The sequence below is a fragment of the uncultured Thalassolituus sp. genome (genome assembly GCF_950066645.1).
In the GTDB taxonomy this organism is placed as follows: domain Bacteria; phylum Pseudomonadota; class Gammaproteobacteria; order Pseudomonadales; family Oceanobacteraceae; genus Thalassolituus.
The window spans coordinates 294,029-317,764 of record NZ_CATMFB010000001.1 but is presented as its reverse complement, the minus strand read 5'-3'; the positions used below and the strand labels follow the sequence as shown (position 1 = coordinate 317,764).

The following is a 23,736-nucleotide window of genomic DNA, read 5'->3' as shown; positions in this document are numbered from 1 at the left end:
CACATCCCCTGAATTAGCGTAGTGAATTAATTTTTCTGCAGCAGACTCGTGATATCTGGCACTTCCAGTGGGCGATGGTAATAATACCCCTGATGAAGATTGCATCCGTGAGCCTGCAGCCAGGACCTGACCTCTTCTGTCTCCACACCTTCCGCGACCACTTTCAGATCAAGTGCTTCAGCCAGCGACAATATTCCCGAAACGATTTTGGCATCTTCATCATCAACAATCACGTCCTTGGTAAAAGAACGATCTATTTTTACGCTATCGAGCGGCATCTGACGCAGATAAAGCAATGACGAATACCCAGTACCAAAGTCATCAAGCGAAATACTGAACCCCAGATTGTGAAGACGGGACAGGGTTTCTGTCGCCAGGTCGGTATCCTGAATTAACGCCGTTTCTGTCACTTCAAGCACAATATGACGTGGGTTAACATCATAGTCAGTACATAACTTACCGACAGAATACACCAGGTCAATACCCCGGAACTGCTTGGCCGACAGATTGATCGACACCTGCATCCCGTTCTGAAGATACTGTCGCCATTCTGATGCCTGACGGAAGGCCTCGGCAAATAGCCAGACTGAGAACTCTCCCATCAGGCCGGATTGTTCAATCAGTTTGATAAAGATATCTGGGCCGACCACGCCGGCCTCAGGATGGGTCCACCGGGCGAGGGCCTCAACACCAACGATCCTGCCGGACTCTGCATCAATCTGTGGCTGGTAGACCAGTCTGAAATCTTCGGTAATACGCTCTTTGATGCTTTCCCGGAGACTGACCAGCAAGCCAGCATCTTTATTCAGCTCTGAAGTGAAAAATCTGAACTGGTTGCGACCGCTGTCTTTGGCTTTATAGAGCGCGATGTCAGCTTGTTTCAGTAACTTTTCTTTGTTCATGTCCTGGCTATAAACAGAGATACCAATACTGCAGGTGACATAAACCGTCCGGCCGTTCAGAGAAAAGGGTTCCCCCAAGGCTTTTACTAATTTTTCAGCCACCATTTTAACGGCGCCGGCGTTGCTTAAATGAGTAATAATGACGGTAAATTCATCACCACCAATACGCGAAATCGTATCAACTTTTCGCAGACACTCCCTCAATCGCTCTGCCACCTGAGCAAGCAAGCTATCCCCGGCATCATGACCAAAGGTGTCGTTAATATGCTTAAAGTTATCCAGATCGATAAACATAAGCGCCACCAGACCATAGCGTTCTGCACTCTCAAGTGCGGCATCCAGCCTACCATTAAAATAACTACGGTTCGTCAGACCCGTGAGCTGGTCTACTTCAGCCGCCTCACGAAGCTTCTGTTCTGTTCTGAGATGGTCGGTAATATCATTCAGAGTCACAATCAGGCCATCTAGATCACCAGACTCATTGTAGAGTGCACAGGCATTGACCTTGGCCCAGGAGGTCTGACCCAAAGGACTCTGGAAGCGTAACTCACCTGCGTATTGGCCTGTCCCCTGCGTTTCGCGACGCATATCATCAAGAAATGAATCCACATCCGCGTGGTGAATACTGTTCAGCCAGCCCACGCCTGTAATCTCATCTGGGGAAAGTTTGACGTAGTCACACCATGTGTCATTCACATAGTGGCACTCCCAGTTTCGGTTCAGCTGCAGCATGCCAACCGGCGCCAGTGCTGTCAGTGCGTGAAACCGTTGTATTGCGTTCTGGTAGGCCGCGGCTGATTTCATACGTTCGGAAATATCTTCCATCACCAGACCACTCCGGGTCTTACCTGCCAGGGTCAGCTTAACGGAGGTAATATCCACAAGACGCTTACTTCCGTCTGCCGCCCGGACAGGTACCCCTCGCCACACGGATGACTTGCTTTCTCCATCCATCTCAGCTGACAGATAACGATTTTCTGAACCTTTTCTCAGAAACCTTGATAAATTCTCTCCAACCAGATCGCGCCGGGACAACCCAAACAGTGCTGCTGCGGCTTTGTTGCACAAAACAATTCTGTCGAACTCGTCCAGCAGGACAACGCCGTTAAACATTGCATCGAGAATACTTAACAGGTCCATCGACATCTCGCTGACGCGATCCTGCTCCGCCTTCTTTTTCTCGTTCGACCCGAGCCGGAGAAGGCAACAGATCGCAGCTACCAGGGGTCGCAGACGCTCAGGCAAATCAGCACTGAAGCCCGCCTGAGAATTACACAGGTATAGTACCGCGTAGAGTCGATTTGCATCCCGCAGGGGAATGCAGAGGTAATTGTCGATATCAGGATGCCCGGCCGGCAGAGGGTGTGGCCCCGGGGGTGCCCCCTCACCCAACATGCAACGTCCGCTTCTCAACCCTGGTCGCAGCTCGGTGGGTATTTTGCTGCTGGTTGACATCCCAGACACGGTGTTGGGCTCTTCTTTGCCAGAGTAACAGGCATGCAGATGCCAGAACTCCTCGCCATACCCAGGTACACTGAATACATAGCCGTACCCTGCACCAAGCAGGCCCATCAGCTCTTCTAAGGATCGGGTAAGGACCAGTTCATAGGGGGCCGGTGCCAGCATCAGCGCTTCAATATTAGAAATCGTCTGGCGCAATGCATGGTCAGATCGTCTGTTCATTCCTTGTCTACCCTGTTGAAATTAGGGGCAGGCCTGTATATTCCTGGCCTGAAGATGATTTTCCCATGAGGCCAGTATAGTTGAATATCCAGTGGCTATAGTCATGAAGTTGACCGATTGATACAAAAGTCGGAACCTCCCGACCAATGAACCAGTACATCCCATTTATATGACCATGTTCCGTAATGGCCCTGTCCATCGTTCCGCTGATGAATACATTTCTTTCAGAGAGGTACGGGACAGGTTCGATTTTTACACAATTAAGATTGGCCGCTGGGTCTCGGATTCAGAACAGGAAGCCGCGGCAGTCCAGTTTTACGATGCGTTGTGTGATCTCATGGAGATACTCCGGGTACCTGAGACAGTCATTTCGCTGCGCGGCACTCTGGGTCTGCACTATGGCACCGGCGGTCGCCCCGGAGTGGACGCACATTACTCGCCCTCTGAGCATATTTTTGCGCTGGCCAAGAATGCCGGACCCGGAAGTATCGCCCATGAATGGTTTCACGCCTTTGATCACTACATTGCCAGCCGGGCGTTCAGTGATCAGCCCTCCTCTGCCTTCGCCTCACCCGCCTGGCTGAGTGAAGCAACACCCGTCCCGCACCCACTCAATGACCTGCTTTTTAATTGCTTTCGCGCAGTACTGCTTGCGCCAGACGGTGAAAGCCCGAGTGACATGTTTCTGGCCTCAGCGGCTCAGGACAAACGGCTCGGAACTCTGTATTACTCGCGCCCGGAAGAGATGTGCGCCCGCGCCTTCGAAGCCTGGGTCCAGGATGCTGCCATCACCAATCACTACCTGGTCAAAGGCACCCGGCAGAGTCCTGAAGCTAAGCTGGGGCTATATCCGCAGGGAGACGACCGTAAACGCTGCGCAACGGCCTTTGAGGCCTATTTCAGGCGTCTGGGGGCCAGTCTGACACGCACCCGCTGACAGTCTGCAATTGCCGCCAGAGGTCAGTCCGCATACACTAGTGGTTTAACGTACGCCGAAGCCCGGCCCCCTAAGTCAGCGAAGATTGCCTGATACGGAGGCCGGGCCGCGACCAGCCCCAGGCTGATGCATCGCCGGGTTCTGCAGGAAACTGCCGGGCCTCCCGCGCTTGGAAAGGTGTAACCATGACATTGCAGGACAATTTTGGCCGGCGCTTCAGCTACCTGCGCCTGTCGGTCACTGACGTCTGTAACTTCCGCTGTAATTACTGTCTGCCCGATGGCTATCAGTGCAGTGAGAAGGAGCAGCCACTGACCCTTGAAGAAATTCATCAGATAGCCACGCTGTTCGCTCGCAACGGCACCCGAAAAATCCGGATCACTGGCGGAGAACCTTCTGTGCGCCGTGATTTGCCGGACATCATCCGCACCGTTGCAAACATCCCGGGAATCGAAGAGGTTGCACTGACCACCAACGGCTGGAAGCTTCCGCAGTTCCTGCCTGAGTGGATTGATGCCGGCCTCACACAGCTTAACGTCAGCATTGATAGCCTGGATCCCAGACAATTCGCCGCGATCACAGGGCATGACCGTCTGCAGGATCTTCTGCAGGGACTGGCGCTGGCGCAGTCACTCAGCTTCGACCGGATCAAGGTCAATGCAGTACTGATGAAAGAACACAACGGTGATCAGCTGCCACGGTTCCTGGAATGGTTACGTACCACCCCGGTCACATTACGATTTATCGAGTTAATGCAGACGGGCGACAACGGCGGTTTTTTTGATCGAAACCATATTTCCGGAGAATCAATACGGACAGACCTTCTGAGTGACGGTTGGGAGCCAGTATTGCGAAAGGCTCATGATGGTCCGGCTCAGGAATTCTGGCACCCGGATTACGCCGGACGTATCGGCCTCATAATGCCGTACAGCAAAGACTTCTGCAGCAGCTGCAACCGACTCAGAATATCGTCACTCGGTAAGCTGCATCTGTGTTTATTTGGAGAGCAGGGCTACGACCTGCGCCCGTACTTACAGGCAGGATCTCTGACGCAGGCAGAAAACTTTCTGATTGAGTGTCTGACGGATAAAAAAGCAACGCATTTTCTGCACGAAGGTAAAAGTGGCGCAACGGCTCACTTTGCCCAGATAGGAGGCTGAGATGCGGACTCTCGTACTCATACTTGCCGGTGGCGAATCGAGCCGGATGGGGCAGGACAAAGCGGCGCTGCTGCGTCCGGATGGTCGTACACAGCTACAACACACGGTCGACCTGGCCAGCATGACAGCCCCCGACCTCGTACTCGTCAGTACCAACATTCCGCGAAACATCAAAGGTACTCATGAACTGCCGGACCGGCATAAAGACTGCGGACCACTGGCCGGGATCGAAAGCGCCCTGTCATTGGCGATAAACGGCGACTGCCTGCTGGTGCTGCCCTGTGATATGCCTCTGCTGACCGGAGACCTGCTGGAGCCTCTTCTGAATCACTGCCCGGCGGTCTATGAAGACCACTGGCTACCCTGCAGCCTGACTGTGACCGAGGATCTTCGCAATTATGTTCTCAACGCATTGACGGGCAGCGGTAATCAGCGCTCTGTTAAAGCGTTGCTGAACAGCGTCCGGGCCCACCGGATTACAACCCGCGATGAACTGCAGCTACAGAGCGCCAACAATCCAGAGCAATGGCAACAACTGACAAAAATTCTGCCGCAGTAAACGCTATAGAAATGACAGGACCCAGACATGGCAAAATTATTTAATGACGATTTTTTACCGCTTAATATCGCCGTTCTGACGGTGTCAGATTCGCGAACCGAAGAGACAGATACCAGCGGTCAGTTATTAGTGACGGAACTCACCGACAGCGGCCATAAAAATACAGAAAAACGTATTGTGATCGACGACATTTATAAAATTCGTGAAATTACATCGCGTTGGATAGCAGACGAAATAACGCAGGTCATTATTATTACCGGAGGAACCGGGTTTACCGAACGGGATTCCACGCCTGAAGCTATGATCCCTCTCTTTGATACCACCATCGACGGGTTCGGAGAGCTCTTCCGCCAGGTGTCTTTCGCCACCATTGGCACCTCAACCATACAGAGCCGTGCCGTCGCCGGCCTCGCGAATGACACGCTGATTTTCTGTATTCCCGGCTCCACCAATGCCTGTCGACAGGCCTGGAATGAAATCATTCAGTCACAACTCGACAGCCGCCATCGTCCCTGTAACTTCGCTGCCCGACTTAAAAAAGTGAGCTCGCAGAATGGCTGAATTTTCGCATGTAAATGAACGCGGCGAAGCGTCCATGGTCGATGTTTCGAGCAAAGACGCGACAGTACGGGAAGCCAGAGCAGAAGGCTATGTGCGGATGGAGCCCGACACGTTGCAGGCGATCATCGATGGCAATCATCACAAAGGGGATGTGTTCGGTGTTGCTCGCATTGCAGGAATTCAGGCAGCGAAACAGACCAGCCTTCTGATTCCGCTTTGCCATCCCCTGATGCTGAGTAAAGTCGCTGTGGATTTCGATATTGATCAGGCCGGATCACGGATCCGGGTACACGCATTATGCAAGCTTACCGGTCAGACCGGTGTAGAAATGGAGGCACTTACCGCGGTCTCTGTCGCCACCCTGACGCTCTTTGATATGTGCAAAGCAGTTGATCCGGGTATGGTCATCGAAGGCATCCGTGTGCTTGAGAAAAAAGGTGGCAAAACCGGTCACTGGGAGGCCTGATATGCAGATACTCCTGTTTGCCCGATTAAGAGATGTCTGCAACTGCGCCACAGTCACATTAGACATCAACAATCCTTCTCCCGTAGCAGCCATCCGCACTGCCATGCAGGGTCGCTTTCCGGAGCACGCTGACTTATTTTCTGACAGTTATGCACTGGTTGCCGTCAATCAGGAGATGATCACTGACGACAACACCCTGGTGAACGCGACTGATGAAATCGCTTTCTTCCCACCAGTCACCGGAGGCTGAATGACTGACCGAGTTGTCGTACAGACCCAGGACTTCGACGTTCATGACGAATATGAAGCGCTGCGCCGGCACAACCCAGCCACTGGGGCCGTGGTGTGTTTCAGTGGGCTGGTCCGTGAATTCAGTGAGCAGAGCGGTGTTACCGGCATGATCCTGGAGCATTACCCCGGGATGACTGAAAAGGCATTGAAAAAAATCATCGCTGAAGCACGTCAGCGCTGGCCATTGCAACGCGTCACTCTGATCCACCGCACCGGCATTTTAAAAACAGAAGAGCAGATCGTTTTTGCCGGTGTCAGCAGTGCACACAGAGACGCCGCGTTTGACGCCTGTCGGTTTCTGATGGACTACCTGAAAACAGAAGCCCCCTTCTGGAAAAAAGAACTGACGGAGACGGGAGAAGTCTGGGTAGAAGCCCGCCAGAAAGACCAGGATGCCCGACAAAAGTGGACTCCTGAGAACAGGAATCCGGAGATAAAAAGCAGCGATAGCGAGAGTTAATCCTGCAGGCGGAGGTTGCGCGTTGCACCTTCCAGCATATCTGCGTTGGTTTCGTTACCCAGTTTGATCATCAGACGCAGATCATTCGGAGAGTCGGCATGCGCAATCGCATCTTCGTAGGTAATCTCACTCTGATCGTAGAGCGCATAAAGCGCCTGATCGAACGTTTGCATGCCCAGCTCAGTAGAACGGGCCATCAGGCCTTTCAGCTCATGAATCTCACCTTTACGGATCAGGTCAGACACCAGCGGTGTATTAAGCAGAACTTCGACGACCGCGCGGCGGCCGCGACCGTCCGGTGTTGGAATTAACTGTTGAGCAACGATGGCTTTCAGGTTCAGGGATAAGTCCATCCAGATCTGCGAATGCCGTTCCGGCGGGAAGAAATGAATGATGCGGTCCAGCGCCTGGTTCGCATTATTACCGTGCAGTGTCGCCAGACAAAGGTGACCCGTTTCGGAGAAGGTAATGGCGTGCTCCATAGTGTCGGCAGAGCGCACCTCACCGATCATAATGACATCCGGCGCCTGACGCAGACAGTTCTTCAGCGCCACCTCATAGGTCTCAGTATCCAGCCCCACTTCCCGCTGCGTAATAATGCAGCTTTCATGCTGGTGAATAAATTCAATCGGATCTTCAATGCTGAGAATATGCCCTTTGCTGTTGCGGTTCCGGTGACCAATCATCGCTGCCAGCGAAGTCGATTTACCCGCCCCCGTTGCACCGACAAACAACACCAGACCGCGCTTTGCCATCGACAGGTCTTTAATAATTTCTGGCAGGCCCAGCTGATCGACGCCGGGGATGCGGGTCTCAATCCGGCGCAGTACCATGCCGGCAACGTTACGCTGATAAAAAGCACTGGCACGGAAACGACCGATACCCGACGCATTGATCGCAAAGTTGAGCTCTTTTTTCTCTTCAAACTCGCGCTGCTGGCGGTCATTCATCAGACCGTACACAATGTCTTTGGCCTGCTCCGCACTGAGTACAGTTTTATTCAGCGGAACCAGTTTTCCATGAACCTTCATTGACGGTGGCACGCCGGCAGTAATAAAAAGGTCCGATGCGGTTTTCTCAACCATCAACCGCAGAAATTTATCCATCGACACTGTCAGTTTCCTCAGAAATTCTCAGGCATTTTCGCTTTTTCGCGTGCCACTTCACGGGTAATTAACCCCTTACTGACCAGATTTTGCAAGCACTGATCCATCGTCTGCATACCATGCGATGCGCCAGTCTGTATCGACGAGTACATCTGTGCCACTTTGTCTTCGCGGATCAGGTTACGGATCGCGGGGGTACCGATCATAATTTCGTGCGCAGCAATCCTGCCACCGCCGTTCTTTTTCAGCAGAGACTGAGAAATAACGCCCTGCAGTGACTCCGACAGCATTGAGCGCACCATCGACTTTTCTTCCGCAGGAAATACATCAACAATACGGTCAATGGTCTTCGCGGCCGAACTGGTGTGCAGAGTACCAAACACCACGTGACCGGTTTCTGCGGCCGTCAGCGCCAGACGGATGGTCTCCAGATCCCGCATCTCACCCACCAGAATCACATCCGGGTCTTCACGCAAGGCAGAACGGAGCGCTTCGTTAAAACCTAAGGTGTCTCGATGCACTTCACGCTGGTTAACCAGGGATTTTTTCGATTCGTGAACAAATTCAATCGGGTCTTCCACAGTCAGAATGTGGTCGTAGCGTGATTCATTAATATGGTCAATCATGGCTGCCAGCGTCGTGGATTTACCCGACCCGGTCGGCCCCGTCACCAGAACAATCCCTCGTGAAATTGCCGCCAGATCCTTGAACACCTGCCCCATGCCCAGCTGATCCATCGTCAGCACTTTTGAGGGAATGGTCCGGAATACCGCACCCGCACCGCGGTTATGGTTAAAGGCGTTAACACGGAAGCGAGCCACACCCGGCACTTCAAATGAGAAGTCAGTTTCAAGAAACTCTTCGAAGTCCTTACGCTGCTTGTCATTCATGATGTCATACACAAGCGCATGCACTTCTTTGTGACTCAGGGATGGCAGATTAATACGACGTACGTCGCCATCAACACGGATCATTGGTGGCATATCAGCAGAGAGGTGCAGATCTGATGCGCCCTGTTTGGCACTGAATGCGAGTAATTCGGTAATGTCCATTGCGTTTCCTAGTTGGTCGGTATGCGCCAGAGTAAAGAACAGGCCGGGATGTTCATCGGTCACAGAGGCATCTGCGCCGCGGAGATATGGTGTATCATGCTCTGGCGAACGATTCGTTGAACCGTGTCACTGATTTCCACATCCTAAACAAACAGCCAACAATGTCTATAGTCGCAAGCAACTACTCTCAGGTCTGTGATCGCCTGCGCCGGGCCTGTGAAAGCAGCGGCCGGGAAGCCGGCAGTGTGAGCCTGCTGGCCGTCAGTAAAACCAAGCCTGCTGAAATGGTAGAAGAGTGTTATCACCTCGGCCAGCGGGCCTTCGGTGAAAATTACCTGCAGGACGCATCTGACAAGATCTCTGCGTTGTCGCACCTCCGCGGACTCGAATGGCACTTTATCGGCCCGCTGCAGTCGAACAAGACCCGACAGGTTGCAGAGCACTTCGATTGGCTGGAGACCCTGGACCGCGAAAAGATTGCCCGGCGCCTGAGTGAACAACGCCCCCAGTCTCTGCCCGACCTCTGTGTTCTGATCCAGATAAACATCAGTCGCGAACCGCAGAAAAGCGGCATTCTGCCGGAAGCACTGACGGAGTTTGCGCAGACTGTAGCATCCTTGCCTAGACTGAAGGTGCGTGGTCTTATGTGCATCCCCGAAGACACCGACGACGAAGCGCGCCTGCGCGCTCAGTTTAACGAGATGCACGCCCTGTGGACGAGTCTCCGCGGCATTCATCCGGACGCAGATACGCTCTCGATGGGAATGTCAGGAGACCTGGAACTGGCCATTGAATGCGGCGCCACTCAGGTACGGATCGGAACAGATATTTTTGGCGCCCGTGGCTAAACCGAATACTAAGGAAACGAAATGACCCAGATTGCTTTCATCGGTGGTGGCAACATGGCCACCAGCATCATCGGCGGACTGGTCCGCGAGGGTGGCATCAGCGCGGACCTGATTCACGTCAGCGACCCGGGTACAGAACAACGCGAACGTCTGCAGCAGCAGTTTTCAGTGCAGACTCACGAGGATAATCTCGACGCGATCAACGGTGCGTCAGTGGTTATTCTGGCCGTGAAGCCTCAGGTCATGCGTGATGTTCTGCAACCACTCAAAGAAACGCTGAGCACCCGCCAGCCACTCATCATCTCTATTGCTGCGGGCATCAGCCTGCCGACACTCGAATCCTGGACCGGTTGTAAAGCCGTTGTCCGCGCTATGCCTAATACGCCGTCATTGCATGGTTTCGGTGCGACAGGTCTGTACGCCAGTGAAGGGGTCTCGCTTGATCAGCAGAATATTACCGACCGTCTGCTCGCCGGTACCGGGATCACCGTCTGGGTGAAATCTGACGCAGAGATAGACGCCGTTACTGCTCTGTCTGGCAGCGGCCCGGCTTACTACTTCCTGCTGATGGAAGCCATGCTCGCGGCAGGCCAGTCGCTGGGCCTGAGTGAAGACACTGCGCGCCGCCTGACGCTGCAGACTGCGCTGGGGGCCGGACATATGGCCAGCCACTCAGACGTGGGCCCGGATGAGCTACGTCGCCGCGTGACCTCACCCGGAGGCACAACAGAAAAAGCCATTGCAACATTTGAGGGCGCTCACCTGCGCGACATCGTTAAGGCCGCTATGGATGCTGCTGCGAAACGCGCTGGCGAACTCAGCGACATGCTGGGAAAAGACTGAGCGTAAAAAATGCCGGGGCAGCAGGGGTGAAACATCCTGGTTCTGCCCCCATAGACTGAATTATCGTTCGACTACTTCAACGGAGATACCATGTCCCCACTGAGCCAGGCCGGCCTGCTACTGATCAACTCCATCGGCAGCCTGATCCTGCTGATCATCGTACTGCGCTTTCTGCTGCAGCTGGTACGCGCAGACTTTTACAACCCGCTGTCGCAGATGATTGTGAAATTCACCAACCCTATGCTGATTCCGTTACGCAGGATCATTCCGGGCTTTGGCGGTCTGGATATCGCATCTCTGGTGCTGGCCTTCATTGCTCAGTATCTGCTGATCACTCTGATAGCCATGGTTGCCTACGGCACCGCGGCTCTGCCATGGGTGGCCATGCTCGGCTGGGCGCTGCTGGGCCTGGTCAAACTCATCTTTAATATCTACTTCTGGGGCATGATCATTATGGTGATCGCCTCATGGGTTGCGCCGAACTCCTATAACCCGGCACTGATTCTGATCAATCAGCTGCTTGATCCACTGATGAGACCCATCCGCAACGTGATGCCGGATATGGGCGGACTGGACCTGTCACCCTTAGTGCTGATCCTTGGTCTGCAGGTACTGGAAGTTCTGCTGATCAACCCAATGGCGGTTGCACTGAGCGTGCCTGGCGGCCTGATCCTCGGCCTCTGATTCCTCCATTGCGCACTCCGCCGGGCCGCTGTTGTCAGCCCGCCCGGCCTGTTACACTGCGCGCAATTTCATTTGTTATGGATACCCACCCCTGATGCCGGAAGTTATTCCTGTCGATTCAGTCGGTCTGGTGACCCCGAAAACCCAACACTTCAGCGAGCCTCTGACCCTGCGTAGCGGGCGGGTGCTTAACGAATACGATCTGGTGTACGAAACCTACGGTAAACTGAACGAGTCTCGTTCAAACGCCATTCTGATCTGTCACGCACTGAGTGGCGATCATCATGCCGCTGGCTATCACAGCATGGACGACAAAAAGCCCGGATGGTGGGACACCTGCATTGGCCCCGGCAAAGCCATCGACACCAATCGTTTTTTTGTCGTTTCGCTGAACAACCTCGGCGGCTGCTCCGGTTCCACTGGCCCGACCAGCATTAACCCGGAAACAGGCAAAGTATATGGCCCGGACTTTCCGATTGTTGCTGTGCGTGACTGGGTACAGAGTCAGGCCCGCCTGGCCGACGTACTGGGTATTGAGTGCTGGGCAGCGGTTGTTGGCGGATCACTGGGGGGCATGCAGGTACTGCGCTGGTCAATCCAGTACCCCGAGCGACTTAAACACGCAGTCGTGATTGCTTCGGCGCCTAAACTCTCGGCACAGAACATCGCGTTTAACGAAGTTGCCCGCCAGGCCATCGCCAAAGACCCCGATTTCCATGATGGCTGGTATACCGAAAAAGAGACGATTCCTAAGGCTGGGCTGATGCAGGCCCGTATGCTTGGGCATCTGACCTACCTGTCCGATGATGCAATGCGTCAGAAGTTCGGTCGTGAACTGCGCGAAGGGAAACTGAACTATAGCTTCGCACCTGAGTTTCAGGTCGAAAGCTACCTGCATTATCAGGGTGAAAAATTCAGCACCCGCTTTGACGCCAACACCTATATGCTGATGACCAAAGCGCTGGATTATTTCGACCCCGCAGCGGATTACAATAATGACCTGCAGGCGTGTCTGAGTCAGGCGCAATGTCGTTTTCTGGTGGTGTCCTTCACTACCGACTGGCGCTTCGCGCCTGCCCGCTCGGAAGAGATCGTTAATGCACTGGTACACGCCAAAAAAGATGTCGCCTACGCCTGCATTGAATCAGAAAGCGGGCACGACGCGTTCCTGATGCCGATTCCCCGTTATCTGGATATTTTCAGCGCTTACATGGACGGTGTTGCCACCCGCTGTCAGGTCAAGGGAGAGCGCTCATGAATCACGTTCTGCGCGATGATCTGCGCATTATTCAGCAGTGGGTTAAACCCTCCAGCCAGGTGCTCGACCTCGGTTGTGGTGAAGGCCAGCTGCTCAGCTATCTTCAGGCCAACAAACAGGTGAACGGCTACGGTCTGGAAATTAACCCGGATAAAATCACCGCCTGTATCCGTAATGGTGTGAACGTACTGGAACAGAATCTGGACGATGGCCTGAGTAACTTTGCCGATGACAGCATGGATACCGTCATCATGACGCAGGCGCTGCAGGTGGTCCGTCGCCCGGATGAACTCCTCGAAGAAATGCTGCGCATCGGTAAAGAAGCCATTGTGACCTTCCCGAACTTCGGTTTCTGGAAAACGCGCTTCTATCTGCTGTTAAAAGGGCGCATGCCGATGTCGGAAACTCTGCCATACAACTGGTACGACACACCCAACATTCATATGTGTACCTTCCGTGACTTTGAAATACTGTGTCATGAGAAAAACATCCGGATTCTGAATAAGACCGTAATGGATGATAATCACCAGGAACACTGGAGTATCCGCCTCTGGCCTGCCATGCTGGGGGAAATTGCCGTTTATCACGTAACGAGGAAATAAGTATGCGCTCACTTTTCCGCTCTGCGATTGCTTCTGTCATTCTGCTCGCCACCGCGTTCGGTGCTCAGAACGCCCTGGCAAACGACCGTGGTGAAAAGAAACAGGTATTCGGCAACTATGAAGTCCATTACATCGGGCTGAATTCCAGCTTTATTCCGGAGCAGGCCGCAGAGGCGTACGACATTCCCCGCTCGCGCTCACTGGCCTATCTGAGCATCTCAGTCCTGAAAACGGACGAAGGTGACCTCCCTCTGCCTGTCACGGCTACGCTGACCGGCACGGTTAAAAATCTGATTGGCCAGAGCCGCACCATCGAATTCCGCGAAATCAAAGAAACCAATGCGGTGTACTACGTATCGACGTTCCCCTTCGATAAAAACGACGTGTACCGCATCAGCCTGGATGTCACACCCAGCGGACAGACGCGAACGTTCGACGTGAATTTCAGCCAGCAGTTTTATCAGGAATAAACATGACCCGGATCGTTTTAGCCAGTGGCAACCAGGGTAAACTGCGCGAGTTTTCCGCCATGTTCCGCGAGCATTTTGCCGATTCGGGCGTGACCCTGATTCCGCAGACCGAACTGGGCGTCAGCGACGCCGATGAAACCGGCCTGAGCTTTGTCGAAAACGCTATTTTAAAAGCCCGTCATGCCTGCGAAGTCACTGGCCTGCCTGCCCTCGCCGATGACTCAGGTATTGAAGTCGACGCCCTTGATGGTGCTCCGGGAATCTACAGTGCCCGTTATTCCGGCGCCGGTGATCAGAGCAACAACGACAAGCTGTTGCGCGAACTGGCGGACGTACCGGAAGAAAAACGTACGGCGCGATTCCAGTGTGTGCTGGTGTATATGCGCCATGCCAAAGATCCCACGCCTCAGGTATTTCAGGGCGCATGGGAAGGCCGCATTCTGACCTCTCCCGCTGGTGATGGCGGCTTTGGGTACGACCCACTCTTTTATGTGCCAGCAGAGGGCGTCAGCGCCGCTGAACTGAGCAAAGAACGTAAAAACCTTATCTCCCATCGCGGACAGGCCATTCAGCAACTGCTGAAGCGCTGGCATCCGTAAAACACCCGCAGGAACTCCTTTGGACATTCTCGAACAACTTGAACATAAAGTTCTGGGCACCGTCAGTGCCCTGGAAGACGCACGTCAGCAACGCCGCACTCTGGAAGACCAGATAGAAGCACTGAAGCAGCAGCTCGCCACCACAGAAGAGCGTCTGCAGCACCGTGACACTGCCATTACTGCACTGCAGCAACAGTACGAAGCGGCAAAGAAAGAAAATACCCGACTCGCGCAGGAAAAAAGCGAATGGGAAGTCAAAGTCTCGGCTCTGATGGAACTCATTGAGCAGTGCGAGCCGGCCTGAAAGTCCCATGATGCTGCCGCCACTGAGCCTGTACATCCACGTTCCCTGGTGTATACGCAAATGTCCTTACTGTGATTTCAATTCACATCAGGCCGCAGCAGATCTGCCCGAAGACGCCTACATTGATGCCCTGCTGGAAGACCTGAAACAGGATCTCCACTGGGTTCAGGGGCGTCCGGTCAGTACCATTTTCTTCGGAGGCGGCACACCCAGTCTGCTCTCCGCAGATGCCTACTCACGTCTTTTTTCAGGCCTGCGTCAGCACCTGACCTTTATCCCCGACATCGAAATTACTCTGGAAGCGAACCCCGGAACCTTCGAAGCAGAAAAATTTGCTGATTACAGACGCCTGGGAATCAATCGCCTGTCGATGGGTATTCAGAGCTTTCAGCCGCAGCACCTGAGTGCACTGGGCCGCGTCCATGACCGCGACCAGGCTCTCACTGCGATTGCGCAGGCGCGTGATGCAGGCTTCGATAACTTTAACCTCGACCTGATGCACGGTTTACCGGGGCAGACCCTTGAGCAGGCGCTGGATGACCTTAACACGGCTCTCAGCTTTGCGCCGCCGCATCTGTCCTGGTATCAGTTGACCATTGAACCCAATACCGAATTTTATAAGTATCCTCCGCGCCTGCCCGAAGATGACACGCTCTGGGATATTCAGGAAGCCGGCTTCGCATTACTGGCAGGGAAAGGATATGAGCACTACGAAATTTCGGCCTTCTCGCAACCCGGTCGGGCAGCGCGCCATAATCTGAATTACTGGACCTTCGGTGATTATCTGGGCATCGGTGCCGGAGCCCACGGAAAAATTACCGTGCCAACCCCCGGAAATAATTCACTGCAGATTCTGCGTAGCTGGAAAACCCGGTTGCCGAAAGATTATCTTAACCCTGAAAAAACGTTTCTCGCGGGGACAGAGAAAATCCCTGAGACCGACACGGGCCTGGAGTGCCTGATGAATGCGCTGCGCCTGAGAGAGGGTATCCGCCGCGACGATTTTATTGCGCGCACTGGCCTGCAACCCGCTCAGATCGCACCGACGATTGATAAGGCTTGTCAGGCGGGGCTGATGGAAGCCGGTGAATGGTTCCGCGCAACAGATAAAGGCCAGCAGTACCTTAATGAACTGCTCGCCCTGTTTCTTCCCGAGGAGTAATCAGGCAACACGCGCAACCGGCGCGTGAAGCTGCAGATAGCGCTCACCTTCGGTCACTCCCATCCGATAGCCATCAGCAAGTCGCTGTTGATTCATCGTCAGCCGCGACACAGCAAACTCCGGTGGTGGCGCAATGACATGCACGCGACAGTCAGGCGGTGGATTCGCAATAAACTCCAGACTTGCGTTGTAGTCATCCGAGCGGAACAGCATGGCATTCAGCAGCTGCGCATGAGATCCGAACGCCTTTTCCAACAACCATGACTGGTTGACCGGCTTCTTGCGATACCCGAGTGGCCGCGACAACACGACGGTTATATCTCTCGCGCCCATCTCGTACGCCCGACGGACAGGAATAGAGTCAGCGACTCCGCCGTCGACGTAATACTCGCCATTAATCAGTGGCTGATCACGATAGAGATACGGGATAGCACAGGTCGCCACCATCAGATCATGCACATTCAGGTCCGAGACCCGCATGTAATGGGCCGCACCGGTTTCTACGTGAGTGAGGGTTGCATAAAAAGCCATCGGGCCGTCCAGCGTTTCCAGTGGCAGACGTTTCTGAGCGTAGTGCCAGAGCCAGCTGACGTCCGTCATATGTCCGCCCCGGAAAAAGCGCACCGGACTGAAGAAATCTTTCTGGACCGCATATTCCATGATCGCCTGCCGACTTCGTCCCGGTTGCCTCGCCGCATAGCCGGTCAGATTCGTTGCCCCTGCAGATACGCCAATCGCAAGATCAAAAGGACTGTAACCCGATGCCATAAAGGTATCGAGTACACCACTGGCAAAGATGCCGCGCATGGCACCACCTTCGACGATCAACGCTTTACTGGAATCAGCCATCAAGCTTCCCCCTCTGAATTCAACAATACGACGCAGACAGATCTGCAGCGTCTTATGTGTGAAGCGTATGAGAGTCCGGGGTTCCGGAGTATTTGTTTGTTTTAATCGGCTTGATAGAAAAAATCACGAGTGGCGGCCTGTCTACGCAGGACAAAGCCGCCAAAAATGCGCATTAACTGCGGCGGAGGAGTTGAATGAAGTCGTCATTGGAACGGAGTTTCTCAAAACTCTGATCCAGTTCAGCCTGCTCGCGAAGTGCTTCAGACTTTTCAATGGCATCTGCGAGATCCCTGAGGGCCTCCTCATGGTATCCACTCTCGGCATGAGCACAGGCACGCTGATACAGCGCATGGCTGTTGTCAGGATCAATGGTAAGCGCTCGATTGGCGAGGCTGTTCGCCCACTGTGTCTGCCCCATCAGAAGCGCAGCATCTGCTTTATAAGTCAGCGCTTCAACATCGTCCGGTCGCAGCGCCAGAATCTGATCGTAAATCGCGATTTTATTCTGAGGCACAGACTCCTGAGAGGCCTTCAGCCAGAGCGAGTGAACTTCGTTGGTCAGCTCAATCTCTTCCTGAGTCCGGGCAATATGACGCGATTTATGGTGCAGCTCGCGCTCCAGTGTTTCCAGTCTGTTCTCATAAGACGCAGTAATACGCTTAATTTCTTCGTTAGCCAGTGCACTCGCGCGGTCTTTAATTTCGCGCAGTGAATTCCAGCCAACCAGTACCAGTAAAGTGGAAGCACCGGCAATCAGATAGAAAAAATAAGTGACGGTATCCGTCGCATAAGTGAGAGCCTTGTCGGCCACACTCAGCTCACGGTCGGTGAGTTTTTCGGTAAATTCGACCCGGGTGTCTGCCAGCATCTGACGAAGATTTTTCACCTCATCCAACAGATAGCGTTCGGTAAATGCAGAATAAAGAGGCGCGTTCAGCGCCTCAATTGTCTGTTCCGCTTTTTCATCAGCGGATGCTTCATCTGCATGTACTCGGTCGGGCAATACCATGAGCGCCGACACAAATAACAGCATCGACAGAAAAACATGCATCATGGTTCGTATCATGCAGTATGGGCCTGTTTCCAGACGTCGCTTTTCTCAATCAGACTGGTGTGCAAGGCTTTTACAGCCGGGGCGTAATCCTGATCGGCAACGATAAACATCATATCGACCTGACGCATCGCCTGGTGAACGGACAACACGTTAACACCCGCATCTGACAACGCGCCTGCGGCAGACGTCAGCAGACCCGGGACCTTCATGTCGCTACCGATAGCACTGACCATCGCCAGTTTTTCAACACGGACGTCAGCGGTGGTGTAGGTCGCCTGCAGGCGATCCATCAACCAGTTGATCCGACGCTTATTGCCCTTCAGATAAAAAGTCACTGTGTTCGCATTAAAGTCTTTGGTCAGGACTCTCACACCCGACTCGAACACCAGATCATTCATTTTCTGACCGTAGGTCGCATCGCCAACCATATCCTGATCGAACATTTCCAGTGCCCAGACATTCCGGGTTCCGGCAATGATTTCTACCTTAGGCGTATCGCTGCTGTAGTCAGCACGGATTTCTGTGCCCTGATGCTCAGGCTCGAACGTATTTTTTACACGCAACACAATATTACGCTTACGCAGACCTGCAGCAGCCCGTGGGTGAATCGCTTCCATCCCCAGGTTCGCCAGCTGATCAGCGACATCGTAATTTGTCAGCCCGATCGGGTGAACATTTTCAGCACCGACCATCATAGGATCAGCGGTACTCAGGTGATATTCCTTATGAATAATCGCTTCGGCAGCACCCGTCACAGTAGCAACCCGCGAGAAGGTCATCTCGCTGTAACCACGATCATACGTTTTCATCAGGCCTTCGCGGCACTGGGTATAACCCGTCACAATCGGCATTTCTTTCGCCAGATCGATACCGTCGAATGCACGTTGAATGTGATCGTCCAGGCTATGCTGCTGATCAGAACGCCAGTTGGTCAGATCAACAAAGCGCGCATTAATATCATGCAGCTGCAGCAGCTGGACTGAGTTGTAGGCACTGTGCGCTTCACCCAGGGCACTGAGCATTTCGCGAACACGGTGCAGGTGATCATCCAGCTGGAAGTGTCCGAAATTACAGACGTTCTCAAGGTGCTCAAGACATTGCAGAACGTCATCAATGCGACCGCTGATAAACTGGTCCGCACGCTTGCGGACAATGTCCTGCCCTTCAAACATCTCGGCATTCATTGCCAGCATGGCCGCCTGCACTTCGTACAGTTTCTGCTGCCACGGGCGCTTATCATCCATCTCAGCAAATAACGCATATACACCGGACTCACCGGTCTTTTTATGCTCCAACAAACCGTTGGTCATACCCGCATAAGCAGAAACAACAAATACACGCTGGTAAATGGTTTCCTGTTCACCACCGTTCGGCAACTGAGGGCGCTTCCAGATATTATTCAGAACTTCATCGTAGCGACTCATTGAAGTGCCGCCAATTTTCTCTACGCTGTGACTGACCGTCATACTTTCCTCTCTTATTTGTTTTAGTTTTCGACTTTCAGAGAGATGACTCAGTCAGTAATTGCGTCAGCTTCCAGTGCATAGACGCCATTTTCATCATGCACTTCTTTACCATTCAGCGGCGGATTAAATACACACGCCATATGCATATCTTCTGTTGCCCGCAGCAGGTGTTTATCGTGCTTGTCCAGAATATAAAGCGTTCCCGGACGAATCTGATATACCTTACCGTCATCACAGGTTTCAATCTCGCCTGAGCCTGACATGCAATACACAGACTCCAGATGATTCTGATAGTGAATCGGAGTTTCAGTACCTGCAAAAATTGTGGTGATGTGGAAAGAGAAGCCCATATTGTCGTCTTTCAACAACATACGAACGCTTTCCCAGTTACCACCATTTACGGCACGTTCGCTGTTCTTACATTCTTCCAGTGTTCTTACAATCATTCTGTTTTTTCCTGAATTCGTTAATGTCGGTCTGTGGCGTCCGGATTCAGGACGCCTTTGATACCTGCTCTGCCATTACTTCACCGATCACCTTCTCAAGAATATCGAGACCGGCGTTCAGGGTGCTTTCTTCAATGGTCAGAGGCGCGAGAATCTTCACAACCTGGCCGTCAGAACCACTGGTTTCAATCACCAGACCTTTATCGAAAGCCCGCTCAGTAATCGCACCGGCAATCTCACCGTTAGCGAATTCAAGGCCTTGCATAATGCCACGACCTTTGTGTTTCATCTGGCCGCCATTCTCGGCCTGAATTTCTTTCAGACGACGACGGATAACACTGGCTTTGTGCTGAACTTCTTCAGCAAAACGATAATCTGACCAGTAAGTTTCAAGGGCTTTTCGCGACGTCACGAACGCGTGGTTGTTACCACGGAATGTCCCGTTGTGTTCGCCTGGCTGCCAGATATCCAGTTCTTCTTTCAGCAGCACGATGGCCATCGGCAGACCGTAACCACTCAGCGATTTTGACAGCGTAATAACATCTGGCTCGATACCAAATTCTTCAAAGCTGAAGAAAGTACCTGAACGACCACAACCTGCCTGAATATCGTCGACAATCAGCAGCATGTCGTAGCGTTTGCACAGTTCCTGAAGGCCCTGCATCCATTCTTTTGAAGCGACATTCAGACCGCCCTCGCCCTGGATACACTCAACAATCACCGCCGCTGGATGACCCAGACCAGATGACTTGTCCTTCAGCGCTTTTTCGAAATACGTCAGGGTATTAAAGTCACCCAGGTAACCATCGAATGGCATAAAGTGCACACCCGTCGTTGGCAGGCCACTCGCCTTCTTGTAATACCCGTTGGCAGTAACAGCTGCAGAGCCCTGTGTTACACCGTGGAACCCGTTGGTGAAAGACACAATGGTCTGACGACCGGTATTTTTACGGGCGATTTTCAGTGCTGCTTCAACCGCGTTAGTCCCAGTCGGGCCTGTGAACTGAACCTTATAGTCCATGTTACGCGGCGCCAGAATCAGATCGCGGAAGGTCTCAAGGAATGCCGCCTTAGCTTCCGTGTGCATGTCCAGGCCGTGCGTCATGCCGTCTGACTGAATGTAATCGATCAGCGCGTCTTTGAAAGCCGGGTTGTTGTGACCGTAGTTCAGTGTGCCAGCACCACCCAGAAAATCGATGTACTGATTGCCTTCGCTGTCGGTCAGGGTTGCATTCTGTGCTTTGGTAAAAGTTACCGGAAATGAACGACAGTAACCTCGTACGTTAGATTCAAGGTCTTTAAAAATGCCCATGTTAATGTTCCTCGGTTGTCGTTTTTAAATATGTGTGTGTGTTTGCCGGGTGCTGTGGCAGAAATCAGAAAGGACCGATGTGAACCAGCATTTCTGTGTCGTGCTGGCTATCGAAGTGTTGTTCTTTATCGAACATAACCCTTTCATTCAGAGGGGCCTCCAGGTCACGGGCCAGTCGGCGGAACGTGTTCCACGACGCCTCATTGCCTGGAGTGATACTGGTGTGCAGGTGTCTGACACCTGGAGCAAGACGTTGAACCAGTTCTTTCAGCATGCGACTGGCCAGTCCAAGTCCGCGAGCCTCTTCACTCACCGCCACTTGCCAGACGAATAAAGTATCTGGCTGCTCAGGGAGCAGGTATCCAGAAATAAACCCAACCAGATTGCCCTTCTCTTCCGCCAGAACAGACGTGTTGCGGAAGTGCGAGCACTGCAGCAGGTTGCAGTACATTGAGTTGGTATCGAGAGGCTTACAACGCTCAATCAGAGCGTGAACACCCGCACCGTCTTCCGGATTGGGCTTGCGAAGAGTAAGGATGCGTTGTGACTGGTCAGTATCATTGGGCGCTGCCTGCGCCAGAATCTGATTCATTTCTCCGTCAGAGTACGCGTACCGACAAAACGATTGCCATTACGTCTCTGTAGTCAATTAGTTTGAACTCTAAATATTATAGTTCGAAGCAATTTATTTACAACCCTAAATAATTCACTGCTACCAAAGTCTAACAATCCGCTGGGTTATGAGCATCAATCGAACAATTTGTTTACATATTGTCCAGAATGTGTGTGAAATATATATAGAGATCTAAATGATAATCCGCACAACAACCTTGGGGGCAGCCCCAGAATGAGGCCCGATGAATATTTCGTACTCTAAATATCAGGAAAGAGGTAAAATAACGGAGTTACCCAAAAAGACTGACAGCAGACAGAGAATGAGTATTAATCGCTATGAAGAAGTGCTGATTGCCCTGCGCCGGATTATCCGTGCAACAGATCTGCACTCCCGCCAGTTAAGCAAGACCGCCGGGCTGACGTCTCCGCAACTTCTGGTATTGCAGACACTGCAACGCCATGAAGAACTCACGGTTGGTGAGATCGCGACAAAAGTGAGCCTTTCCCAGGCAACGGTGACCACCATCATCGACAGACTGGAGAAACGTAACTTTGTTAAGCGCGAACGTGGCAGCACAGACAAACGCAAGGTATACGTATACCTGACCGACGACGCGCATCAGGCCCTGCTTGATGCTCCGAAGCCACTTCAGGACAGCTTCGTACAGCAGTTTCAGGACCTCCGTGACTGGGAACAGAGTATGATTCTCGCATCCCTGGAGCGGGTGGCCTATATGATGGATGCTCAGCATATTGATGCATCACCTGTTCTTGATCTTGGCCAGCTTGACCGTCACGCACCTGATGCGTGAGGGCAGCTGCCGGTCAATCTGAACGTCATAACCTGAAAAGACTGGAGACCTCCATGACTGACGTCGTTATTGTTGCTGCGACCCGGACTGCCATCGGCAGCTTCGGGGGTTCACTTGCCCCGCTTTCTGCTGTCGAGCTGGGCTCTGTTGTTATCAATTCTCTGCTGAAAAAAACCGGCATAGACCCCGCATTGGTCGGTGAAGTGTTGATGGGGCAGGTACTTACGGCCGCGAGCGGGCAGAACCCGGCGCGTCAGGCGGCCATCAAAGCAGGGCTGCCAGCGAGTGTTCCTGCGATGACCATTAACAAAGTATGTGGCTCCGGCCTGAAAGCCGTTCACCTCGCAGCTCAGGCAATTGCCTGTGGCGACGCGGATGTCGTTATCGCAGGCGGTCAGGAATCAATGTCGAATGCACCGCACGCGATGCCGGGTTCCCGTAACGGGCAGCGCATGGGACCGATCACTATGGTCGACACAATGATCGTCGACGGTCTCTGGGATGCCTTCAATGATTACCACATGGGCATCACTGCCGAAAATATCGCCTGCGATTACGACATCAGCCGCGAAGCTCAGGATGCATTTGCCGCCGCTTCACAGAGCAAAGCCATCAGTGCCATTGAAAGTGGGCGCTTCACAGATGAAATCACCCCCGTGGAAATCCCGCAGCGCAAAGGCGATCCACTGATCTTTGTCACCGATGAAAATCCCCGCGCAGGCACCACCGCTGAGAAGCTCGCCGGTATGCGCCCGGCGTTCAAGAAAGACGGCAGCGTCACCGCCGGCAATGCGTCATCTCTGAATGACGGCGCGGCGGCTGTGATGCTGATGAGCAAAACCAAAGCGGATGAGCTTGGCCTGCCGGTCATGGCTACCATCCGGGGCTATGCAAACGCAGGGGTCGAGCCACGGATAATGGGCACAGGCCCAATTCCGGCAACGAAGAAATGTCTGGCCAAAGCAGGCTGGTCGGTCGCCGATCTGGATCTGATAGAAGCAAACGAAGCCTTTGCCGTTCAGGCCCTGTCGGTCAACAAAGGGCTCGAATGGGACGCCGACAGAATCAACGTCAACGGTGGAGCCATCGCGCTCGGTCACCCGATTGGCGCGTCTGGCTGCCGTATTCTGGTCACACTCCTGCACGAAATGGCAAAACGGGATGTCTCGAAGGGACTGGCCACACTCTGTATCGGTGGTGGCATGGGCGTCGCGCTCGCAGTCGAGCGCTGATGG

27 protein-coding genes and 1 riboswitch are annotated in these 23,736 nt (G+C 53.2%); of the genes, 18 read left to right on the top strand and 9 right to left on the bottom strand.

Annotated features, from left to right (window positions below; genetic code table 11):
- Positions 1 to 26: 26 nt before the first annotated feature.
- Positions 27 to 2,585 (bottom strand): EAL domain-containing protein, encoded by a 2,559-nt coding sequence (locus Q1L85_RS01455; protein ID WP_300424392.1) that lies wholly within the window; start codon positions 2,583 to 2,585, stop codon positions 27 to 29.
- A gap of 169 nt (positions 2,586 to 2,754) precedes the next feature.
- Here Q1L85_RS01455 and Q1L85_RS01450 point away from each other — a divergent pair, with 169 nt between their 5' ends.
- From Q1L85_RS01450 to moaE, 7 genes are all read left to right on the top strand, one after another.
- Complete coding sequence (locus Q1L85_RS01450; RefSeq protein WP_300424391.1) at positions 2,755 to 3,522, top strand: CLCA_X family protein; 768 nt, start codon at positions 2,755 to 2,757, stop codon at positions 3,520 to 3,522.
- A 41-nt stretch (positions 3,523 to 3,563) separates the two neighbouring features.
- A riboswitch (molybdenum cofactor riboswitch) is annotated at positions 3,564 to 3,718 on the top strand.
- Positions 3,708 to 4,682: a GTP 3',8-cyclase MoaA gene (gene moaA, locus Q1L85_RS01445; protein ID WP_300424389.1), complete on the top strand. Its 975-nt coding sequence runs from the start codon at positions 3,708 to 3,710 to the stop codon at positions 4,680 to 4,682. (Overlaps the previous riboswitch by 11 nt.)
- A 1-nt stretch (position 4,683) precedes the next feature.
- On the top strand, positions 4,684 to 5,241 hold the full coding sequence (locus tag Q1L85_RS01440) for a molybdenum cofactor guanylyltransferase (RefSeq protein WP_300424388.1): 558 nt from the start codon (positions 4,684 to 4,686) through the stop codon (positions 5,239 to 5,241).
- Between the two features lie 27 nt (positions 5,242 to 5,268).
- Complete coding sequence (gene moaB / locus Q1L85_RS01435; protein ID WP_300424387.1) at positions 5,269 to 5,802, top strand: molybdenum cofactor biosynthesis protein B; 534 nt, start codon at positions 5,269 to 5,271, stop codon at positions 5,800 to 5,802.
- Entirely contained in the window at positions 5,795 to 6,268 is a 474-nt protein-coding gene (moaC, locus tag Q1L85_RS01430) for a cyclic pyranopterin monophosphate synthase MoaC (protein WP_300424386.1), read from the top strand. The genes moaB and moaC overlap by 8 nt, the downstream gene beginning before the upstream one ends.
- Before the next feature lies 1 nt (position 6,269).
- Entirely contained in the window at positions 6,270 to 6,518 is a 249-nt protein-coding gene (locus Q1L85_RS01425) for a MoaD/ThiS family protein (RefSeq protein ID WP_300424385.1), read from the top strand.
- The gene (moaE, locus tag Q1L85_RS01420) at positions 6,519 to 7,019 is read left to right on the top strand and encodes a molybdopterin synthase catalytic subunit MoaE (RefSeq protein WP_300424383.1); all 501 of its coding nucleotides are present in this window, start codon (positions 6,519 to 6,521) and stop codon (positions 7,017 to 7,019) included. It abuts the gene before it with no gap.
- Here the strand turns inward: moaE and Q1L85_RS01415 are convergent.
- Positions 7,016 to 8,131, bottom strand: coding sequence for a PilT/PilU family type 4a pilus ATPase (locus Q1L85_RS01415; protein ID WP_300424381.1), 1,116 nt, complete (start codon positions 8,129 to 8,131; stop codon positions 7,016 to 7,018). The genes moaE and Q1L85_RS01415 overlap by 4 nt on opposite strands.
- Before the next feature lie 11 nt (positions 8,132 to 8,142).
- Positions 8,143 to 9,177 (bottom strand): type IV pilus twitching motility protein PilT, encoded by a 1,035-nt coding sequence (locus tag Q1L85_RS01410; RefSeq protein ID WP_300424456.1) that lies wholly within the window; start codon positions 9,175 to 9,177, stop codon positions 8,143 to 8,145.
- A gap of 161 nt (positions 9,178 to 9,338) precedes the next feature.
- On the opposite strand from Q1L85_RS01410, the gene Q1L85_RS01405 reads away from it, so the two are divergent.
- The 9 genes from Q1L85_RS01405 to hemW all read left to right on the top strand — a co-directional run bounded on the left by Q1L85_RS01405 (position 9,339) and on the right by hemW (position 15,947).
- On the top strand, positions 9,339 to 10,025 hold the full coding sequence (locus Q1L85_RS01405) for a YggS family pyridoxal phosphate-dependent enzyme (protein WP_300424379.1): 687 nt from the start codon (positions 9,339 to 9,341) through the stop codon (positions 10,023 to 10,025).
- Positions 10,026 to 10,046: 21 nt separating this feature from the next.
- Positions 10,047 to 10,868 (top strand): pyrroline-5-carboxylate reductase, encoded by an 822-nt coding sequence (gene proC, locus Q1L85_RS01400; RefSeq protein WP_300424378.1) that lies wholly within the window; start codon positions 10,047 to 10,049, stop codon positions 10,866 to 10,868.
- Between the two features lie 90 nt (positions 10,869 to 10,958).
- Positions 10,959 to 11,552, top strand: a complete 594-nt coding sequence (locus tag Q1L85_RS01395) for a YggT family protein (protein ID WP_300424376.1) — start codon at positions 10,959 to 10,961, stop codon at positions 11,550 to 11,552.
- Between the two features lie 94 nt (positions 11,553 to 11,646).
- A complete protein-coding gene (locus Q1L85_RS01390) occupies positions 11,647 to 12,810 on the top strand; it encodes a homoserine O-acetyltransferase (RefSeq protein WP_300424375.1) in 1,164 nt (387 codons plus the stop codon).
- 8 nt (positions 12,811 to 12,818) lie between these two features.
- Positions 12,819 to 13,412 carry a methionine biosynthesis protein MetW gene (gene metW / locus Q1L85_RS01385; RefSeq protein ID WP_300424454.1) on the top strand — a complete coding sequence of 198 codons (594 nt, stop codon included), beginning with the start codon at positions 12,819 to 12,821 and terminating at the stop codon, positions 13,410 to 13,412.
- 2 nt (positions 13,413 to 13,414) lie between these two features.
- The gene (locus Q1L85_RS01380; protein WP_300424373.1) at positions 13,415 to 13,882 is read left to right on the top strand and encodes a DUF4426 domain-containing protein; all 468 of its coding nucleotides are present in this window, start codon (positions 13,415 to 13,417) and stop codon (positions 13,880 to 13,882) included.
- Between the two features lie 2 nt (positions 13,883 to 13,884).
- The gene (gene rdgB, locus Q1L85_RS01375; protein ID WP_300424372.1) at positions 13,885 to 14,481 is read left to right on the top strand and encodes an RdgB/HAM1 family non-canonical purine NTP pyrophosphatase; all 597 of its coding nucleotides are present in this window, start codon (positions 13,885 to 13,887) and stop codon (positions 14,479 to 14,481) included.
- A gap of 19 nt (positions 14,482 to 14,500) precedes the next feature.
- Complete coding sequence (locus tag Q1L85_RS01370; RefSeq protein ID WP_300424371.1) at positions 14,501 to 14,785, top strand: hypothetical protein; 285 nt, start codon at positions 14,501 to 14,503, stop codon at positions 14,783 to 14,785.
- Between the two features lie 7 nt (positions 14,786 to 14,792).
- Positions 14,793 to 15,947, top strand: a complete 1,155-nt coding sequence (hemW, locus tag Q1L85_RS01365; RefSeq protein WP_300424369.1) for a radical SAM family heme chaperone HemW — start codon at positions 14,793 to 14,795, stop codon at positions 15,945 to 15,947.
- Here the strand turns inward: hemW and Q1L85_RS01360 are convergent, their stop codons facing one another.
- The 6 genes from Q1L85_RS01360 to ectA form a co-directional block, all read right to left on the bottom strand.
- Complete coding sequence (locus Q1L85_RS01360; protein WP_300424367.1) at positions 15,948 to 16,796, bottom strand: patatin family protein; 849 nt, start codon at positions 16,794 to 16,796, stop codon at positions 15,948 to 15,950.
- A gap of 172 nt (positions 16,797 to 16,968) precedes the next feature.
- Positions 16,969 to 17,862, bottom strand: coding sequence for a hypothetical protein (locus Q1L85_RS01355; RefSeq protein WP_300432069.1), 894 nt, complete (start codon positions 17,860 to 17,862; stop codon positions 16,969 to 16,971).
- Positions 17,859 to 19,316 (bottom strand): aspartate kinase, encoded by a 1,458-nt coding sequence (locus Q1L85_RS01350; protein ID WP_300424364.1) that lies wholly within the window; start codon positions 19,314 to 19,316, stop codon positions 17,859 to 17,861. The genes Q1L85_RS01355 and Q1L85_RS01350 overlap by 4 nt, the downstream gene beginning before the upstream one ends.
- A 47-nt stretch (positions 19,317 to 19,363) precedes the next feature.
- A complete protein-coding gene (locus tag Q1L85_RS01345) occupies positions 19,364 to 19,762 on the bottom strand; it encodes an ectoine synthase (protein WP_300424363.1) in 399 nt (132 codons plus the stop codon).
- Positions 19,763 to 19,808: 46 nt separating this feature from the next.
- A complete protein-coding gene (gene ectB / locus Q1L85_RS01340) occupies positions 19,809 to 21,074 on the bottom strand; it encodes a diaminobutyrate--2-oxoglutarate transaminase (RefSeq protein ID WP_300424362.1) in 1,266 nt (421 codons plus the stop codon).
- Positions 21,075 to 21,138: 64 nt separating this feature from the next.
- Complete coding sequence (gene ectA / locus Q1L85_RS01335; RefSeq protein ID WP_300424361.1) at positions 21,139 to 21,666, bottom strand: diaminobutyrate acetyltransferase; 528 nt, start codon at positions 21,664 to 21,666, stop codon at positions 21,139 to 21,141.
- Between the two features lie 343 nt (positions 21,667 to 22,009).
- Here ectA and Q1L85_RS01330 point away from each other — a divergent pair, with 343 nt between their 5' ends.
- Together Q1L85_RS01330 and Q1L85_RS01325 are read left to right on the top strand one after the other, a co-directional pair.
- The gene (locus tag Q1L85_RS01330; protein WP_307726788.1) at positions 22,010 to 22,501 is read left to right on the top strand and encodes a MarR family winged helix-turn-helix transcriptional regulator; all 492 of its coding nucleotides are present in this window, start codon (positions 22,010 to 22,012) and stop codon (positions 22,499 to 22,501) included.
- 53 nt (positions 22,502 to 22,554) lie between these two features.
- A complete protein-coding gene (locus tag Q1L85_RS01325) occupies positions 22,555 to 23,733 on the top strand; it encodes an acetyl-CoA C-acetyltransferase (RefSeq protein ID WP_300424359.1) in 1,179 nt (392 codons plus the stop codon).
- Positions 23,734 to 23,736 lie beyond the last annotated feature (3 nt).

Excerpts from the sequence above, each read along its gene's own strand:
- hemW (WP_300424369.1), top strand. The coding sequence starts at position 14,793 with ATGATGCTGCCGCCACTGAGCCTGTACATCCACGTTCCCTGGTGTATA.
- moaC (WP_300424386.1), top strand. The coding sequence starts at position 5,795 with ATGGCTGAATTTTCGCATGTAAATGAACGCGGCGAAGCGTCCATGGTC.
- moaE (WP_300424383.1), top strand. The coding sequence starts at position 6,519 with ATGACTGACCGAGTTGTCGTACAGACCCAGGACTTCGACGTTCATGAC.
- Q1L85_RS01330 (WP_307726788.1), top strand. The coding sequence starts at position 22,010 with ATGAGTATTAATCGCTATGAAGAAGTGCTGATTGCCCTGCGCCGGATT.
- Q1L85_RS01350 (WP_300424364.1), bottom strand. The coding sequence starts at position 19,316 with ATGACGGTCAGTCACAGCGTAGAGAAAATTGGCGGCACTTCAATGAGT.
- rdgB (WP_300424372.1), top strand. The coding sequence starts at position 13,885 with ATGACCCGGATCGTTTTAGCCAGTGGCAACCAGGGTAAACTGCGCGAG.
- Q1L85_RS01395 (WP_300424376.1), top strand. The coding sequence starts at position 10,959 with ATGTCCCCACTGAGCCAGGCCGGCCTGCTACTGATCAACTCCATCGGC.
- Q1L85_RS01405 (WP_300424379.1), top strand. The coding sequence starts at position 9,339 with ATGTCTATAGTCGCAAGCAACTACTCTCAGGTCTGTGATCGCCTGCGC.
- Q1L85_RS01360 (WP_300424367.1), bottom strand. The coding sequence starts at position 16,796 with ATGGCTGATTCCAGTAAAGCGTTGATCGTCGAAGGTGGTGCCATGCGC.
- Q1L85_RS01390 (WP_300424375.1), top strand. The coding sequence starts at position 11,647 with ATGCCGGAAGTTATTCCTGTCGATTCAGTCGGTCTGGTGACCCCGAAA.
- ectA (WP_300424361.1), bottom strand. The coding sequence starts at position 21,666 with ATGAATCAGATTCTGGCGCAGGCAGCGCCCAATGATACTGACCAGTCA.
- moaB (WP_300424387.1), top strand. The coding sequence starts at position 5,269 with ATGGCAAAATTATTTAATGACGATTTTTTACCGCTTAATATCGCCGTT.
- ectB (WP_300424362.1), bottom strand. The coding sequence starts at position 21,074 with ATGGGCATTTTTAAAGACCTTGAATCTAACGTACGAGGTTACTGTCGT.
- Q1L85_RS01455 (WP_300424392.1), bottom strand. The coding sequence starts at position 2,585 with ATGAACAGACGATCTGACCATGCATTGCGCCAGACGATTTCTAATATT.
- Q1L85_RS01355 (WP_300432069.1), bottom strand. The coding sequence starts at position 17,862 with ATGATACGAACCATGATGCATGTTTTTCTGTCGATGCTGTTATTTGTG.
- Q1L85_RS01410 (WP_300424456.1), bottom strand. The coding sequence starts at position 9,177 with ATGGACATTACCGAATTACTCGCATTCAGTGCCAAACAGGGCGCATCA.
- Q1L85_RS01450 (WP_300424391.1), top strand. The coding sequence starts at position 2,755 with ATGACCATGTTCCGTAATGGCCCTGTCCATCGTTCCGCTGATGAATAC.
- Q1L85_RS01325 (WP_300424359.1), top strand. The coding sequence starts at position 22,555 with ATGACTGACGTCGTTATTGTTGCTGCGACCCGGACTGCCATCGGCAGC.
- Q1L85_RS01380 (WP_300424373.1), top strand. The coding sequence starts at position 13,415 with ATGCGCTCACTTTTCCGCTCTGCGATTGCTTCTGTCATTCTGCTCGCC.
- Q1L85_RS01425 (WP_300424385.1), top strand. The coding sequence starts at position 6,270 with ATGCAGATACTCCTGTTTGCCCGATTAAGAGATGTCTGCAACTGCGCC.
- Q1L85_RS01440 (WP_300424388.1), top strand. The coding sequence starts at position 4,684 with ATGCGGACTCTCGTACTCATACTTGCCGGTGGCGAATCGAGCCGGATG.
- moaA (WP_300424389.1), top strand. The coding sequence starts at position 3,708 with ATGACATTGCAGGACAATTTTGGCCGGCGCTTCAGCTACCTGCGCCTG.
- proC (WP_300424378.1), top strand. The coding sequence starts at position 10,047 with ATGACCCAGATTGCTTTCATCGGTGGTGGCAACATGGCCACCAGCATC.
- Q1L85_RS01345 (WP_300424363.1), bottom strand. The coding sequence starts at position 19,762 with ATGATTGTAAGAACACTGGAAGAATGTAAGAACAGCGAACGTGCCGTA.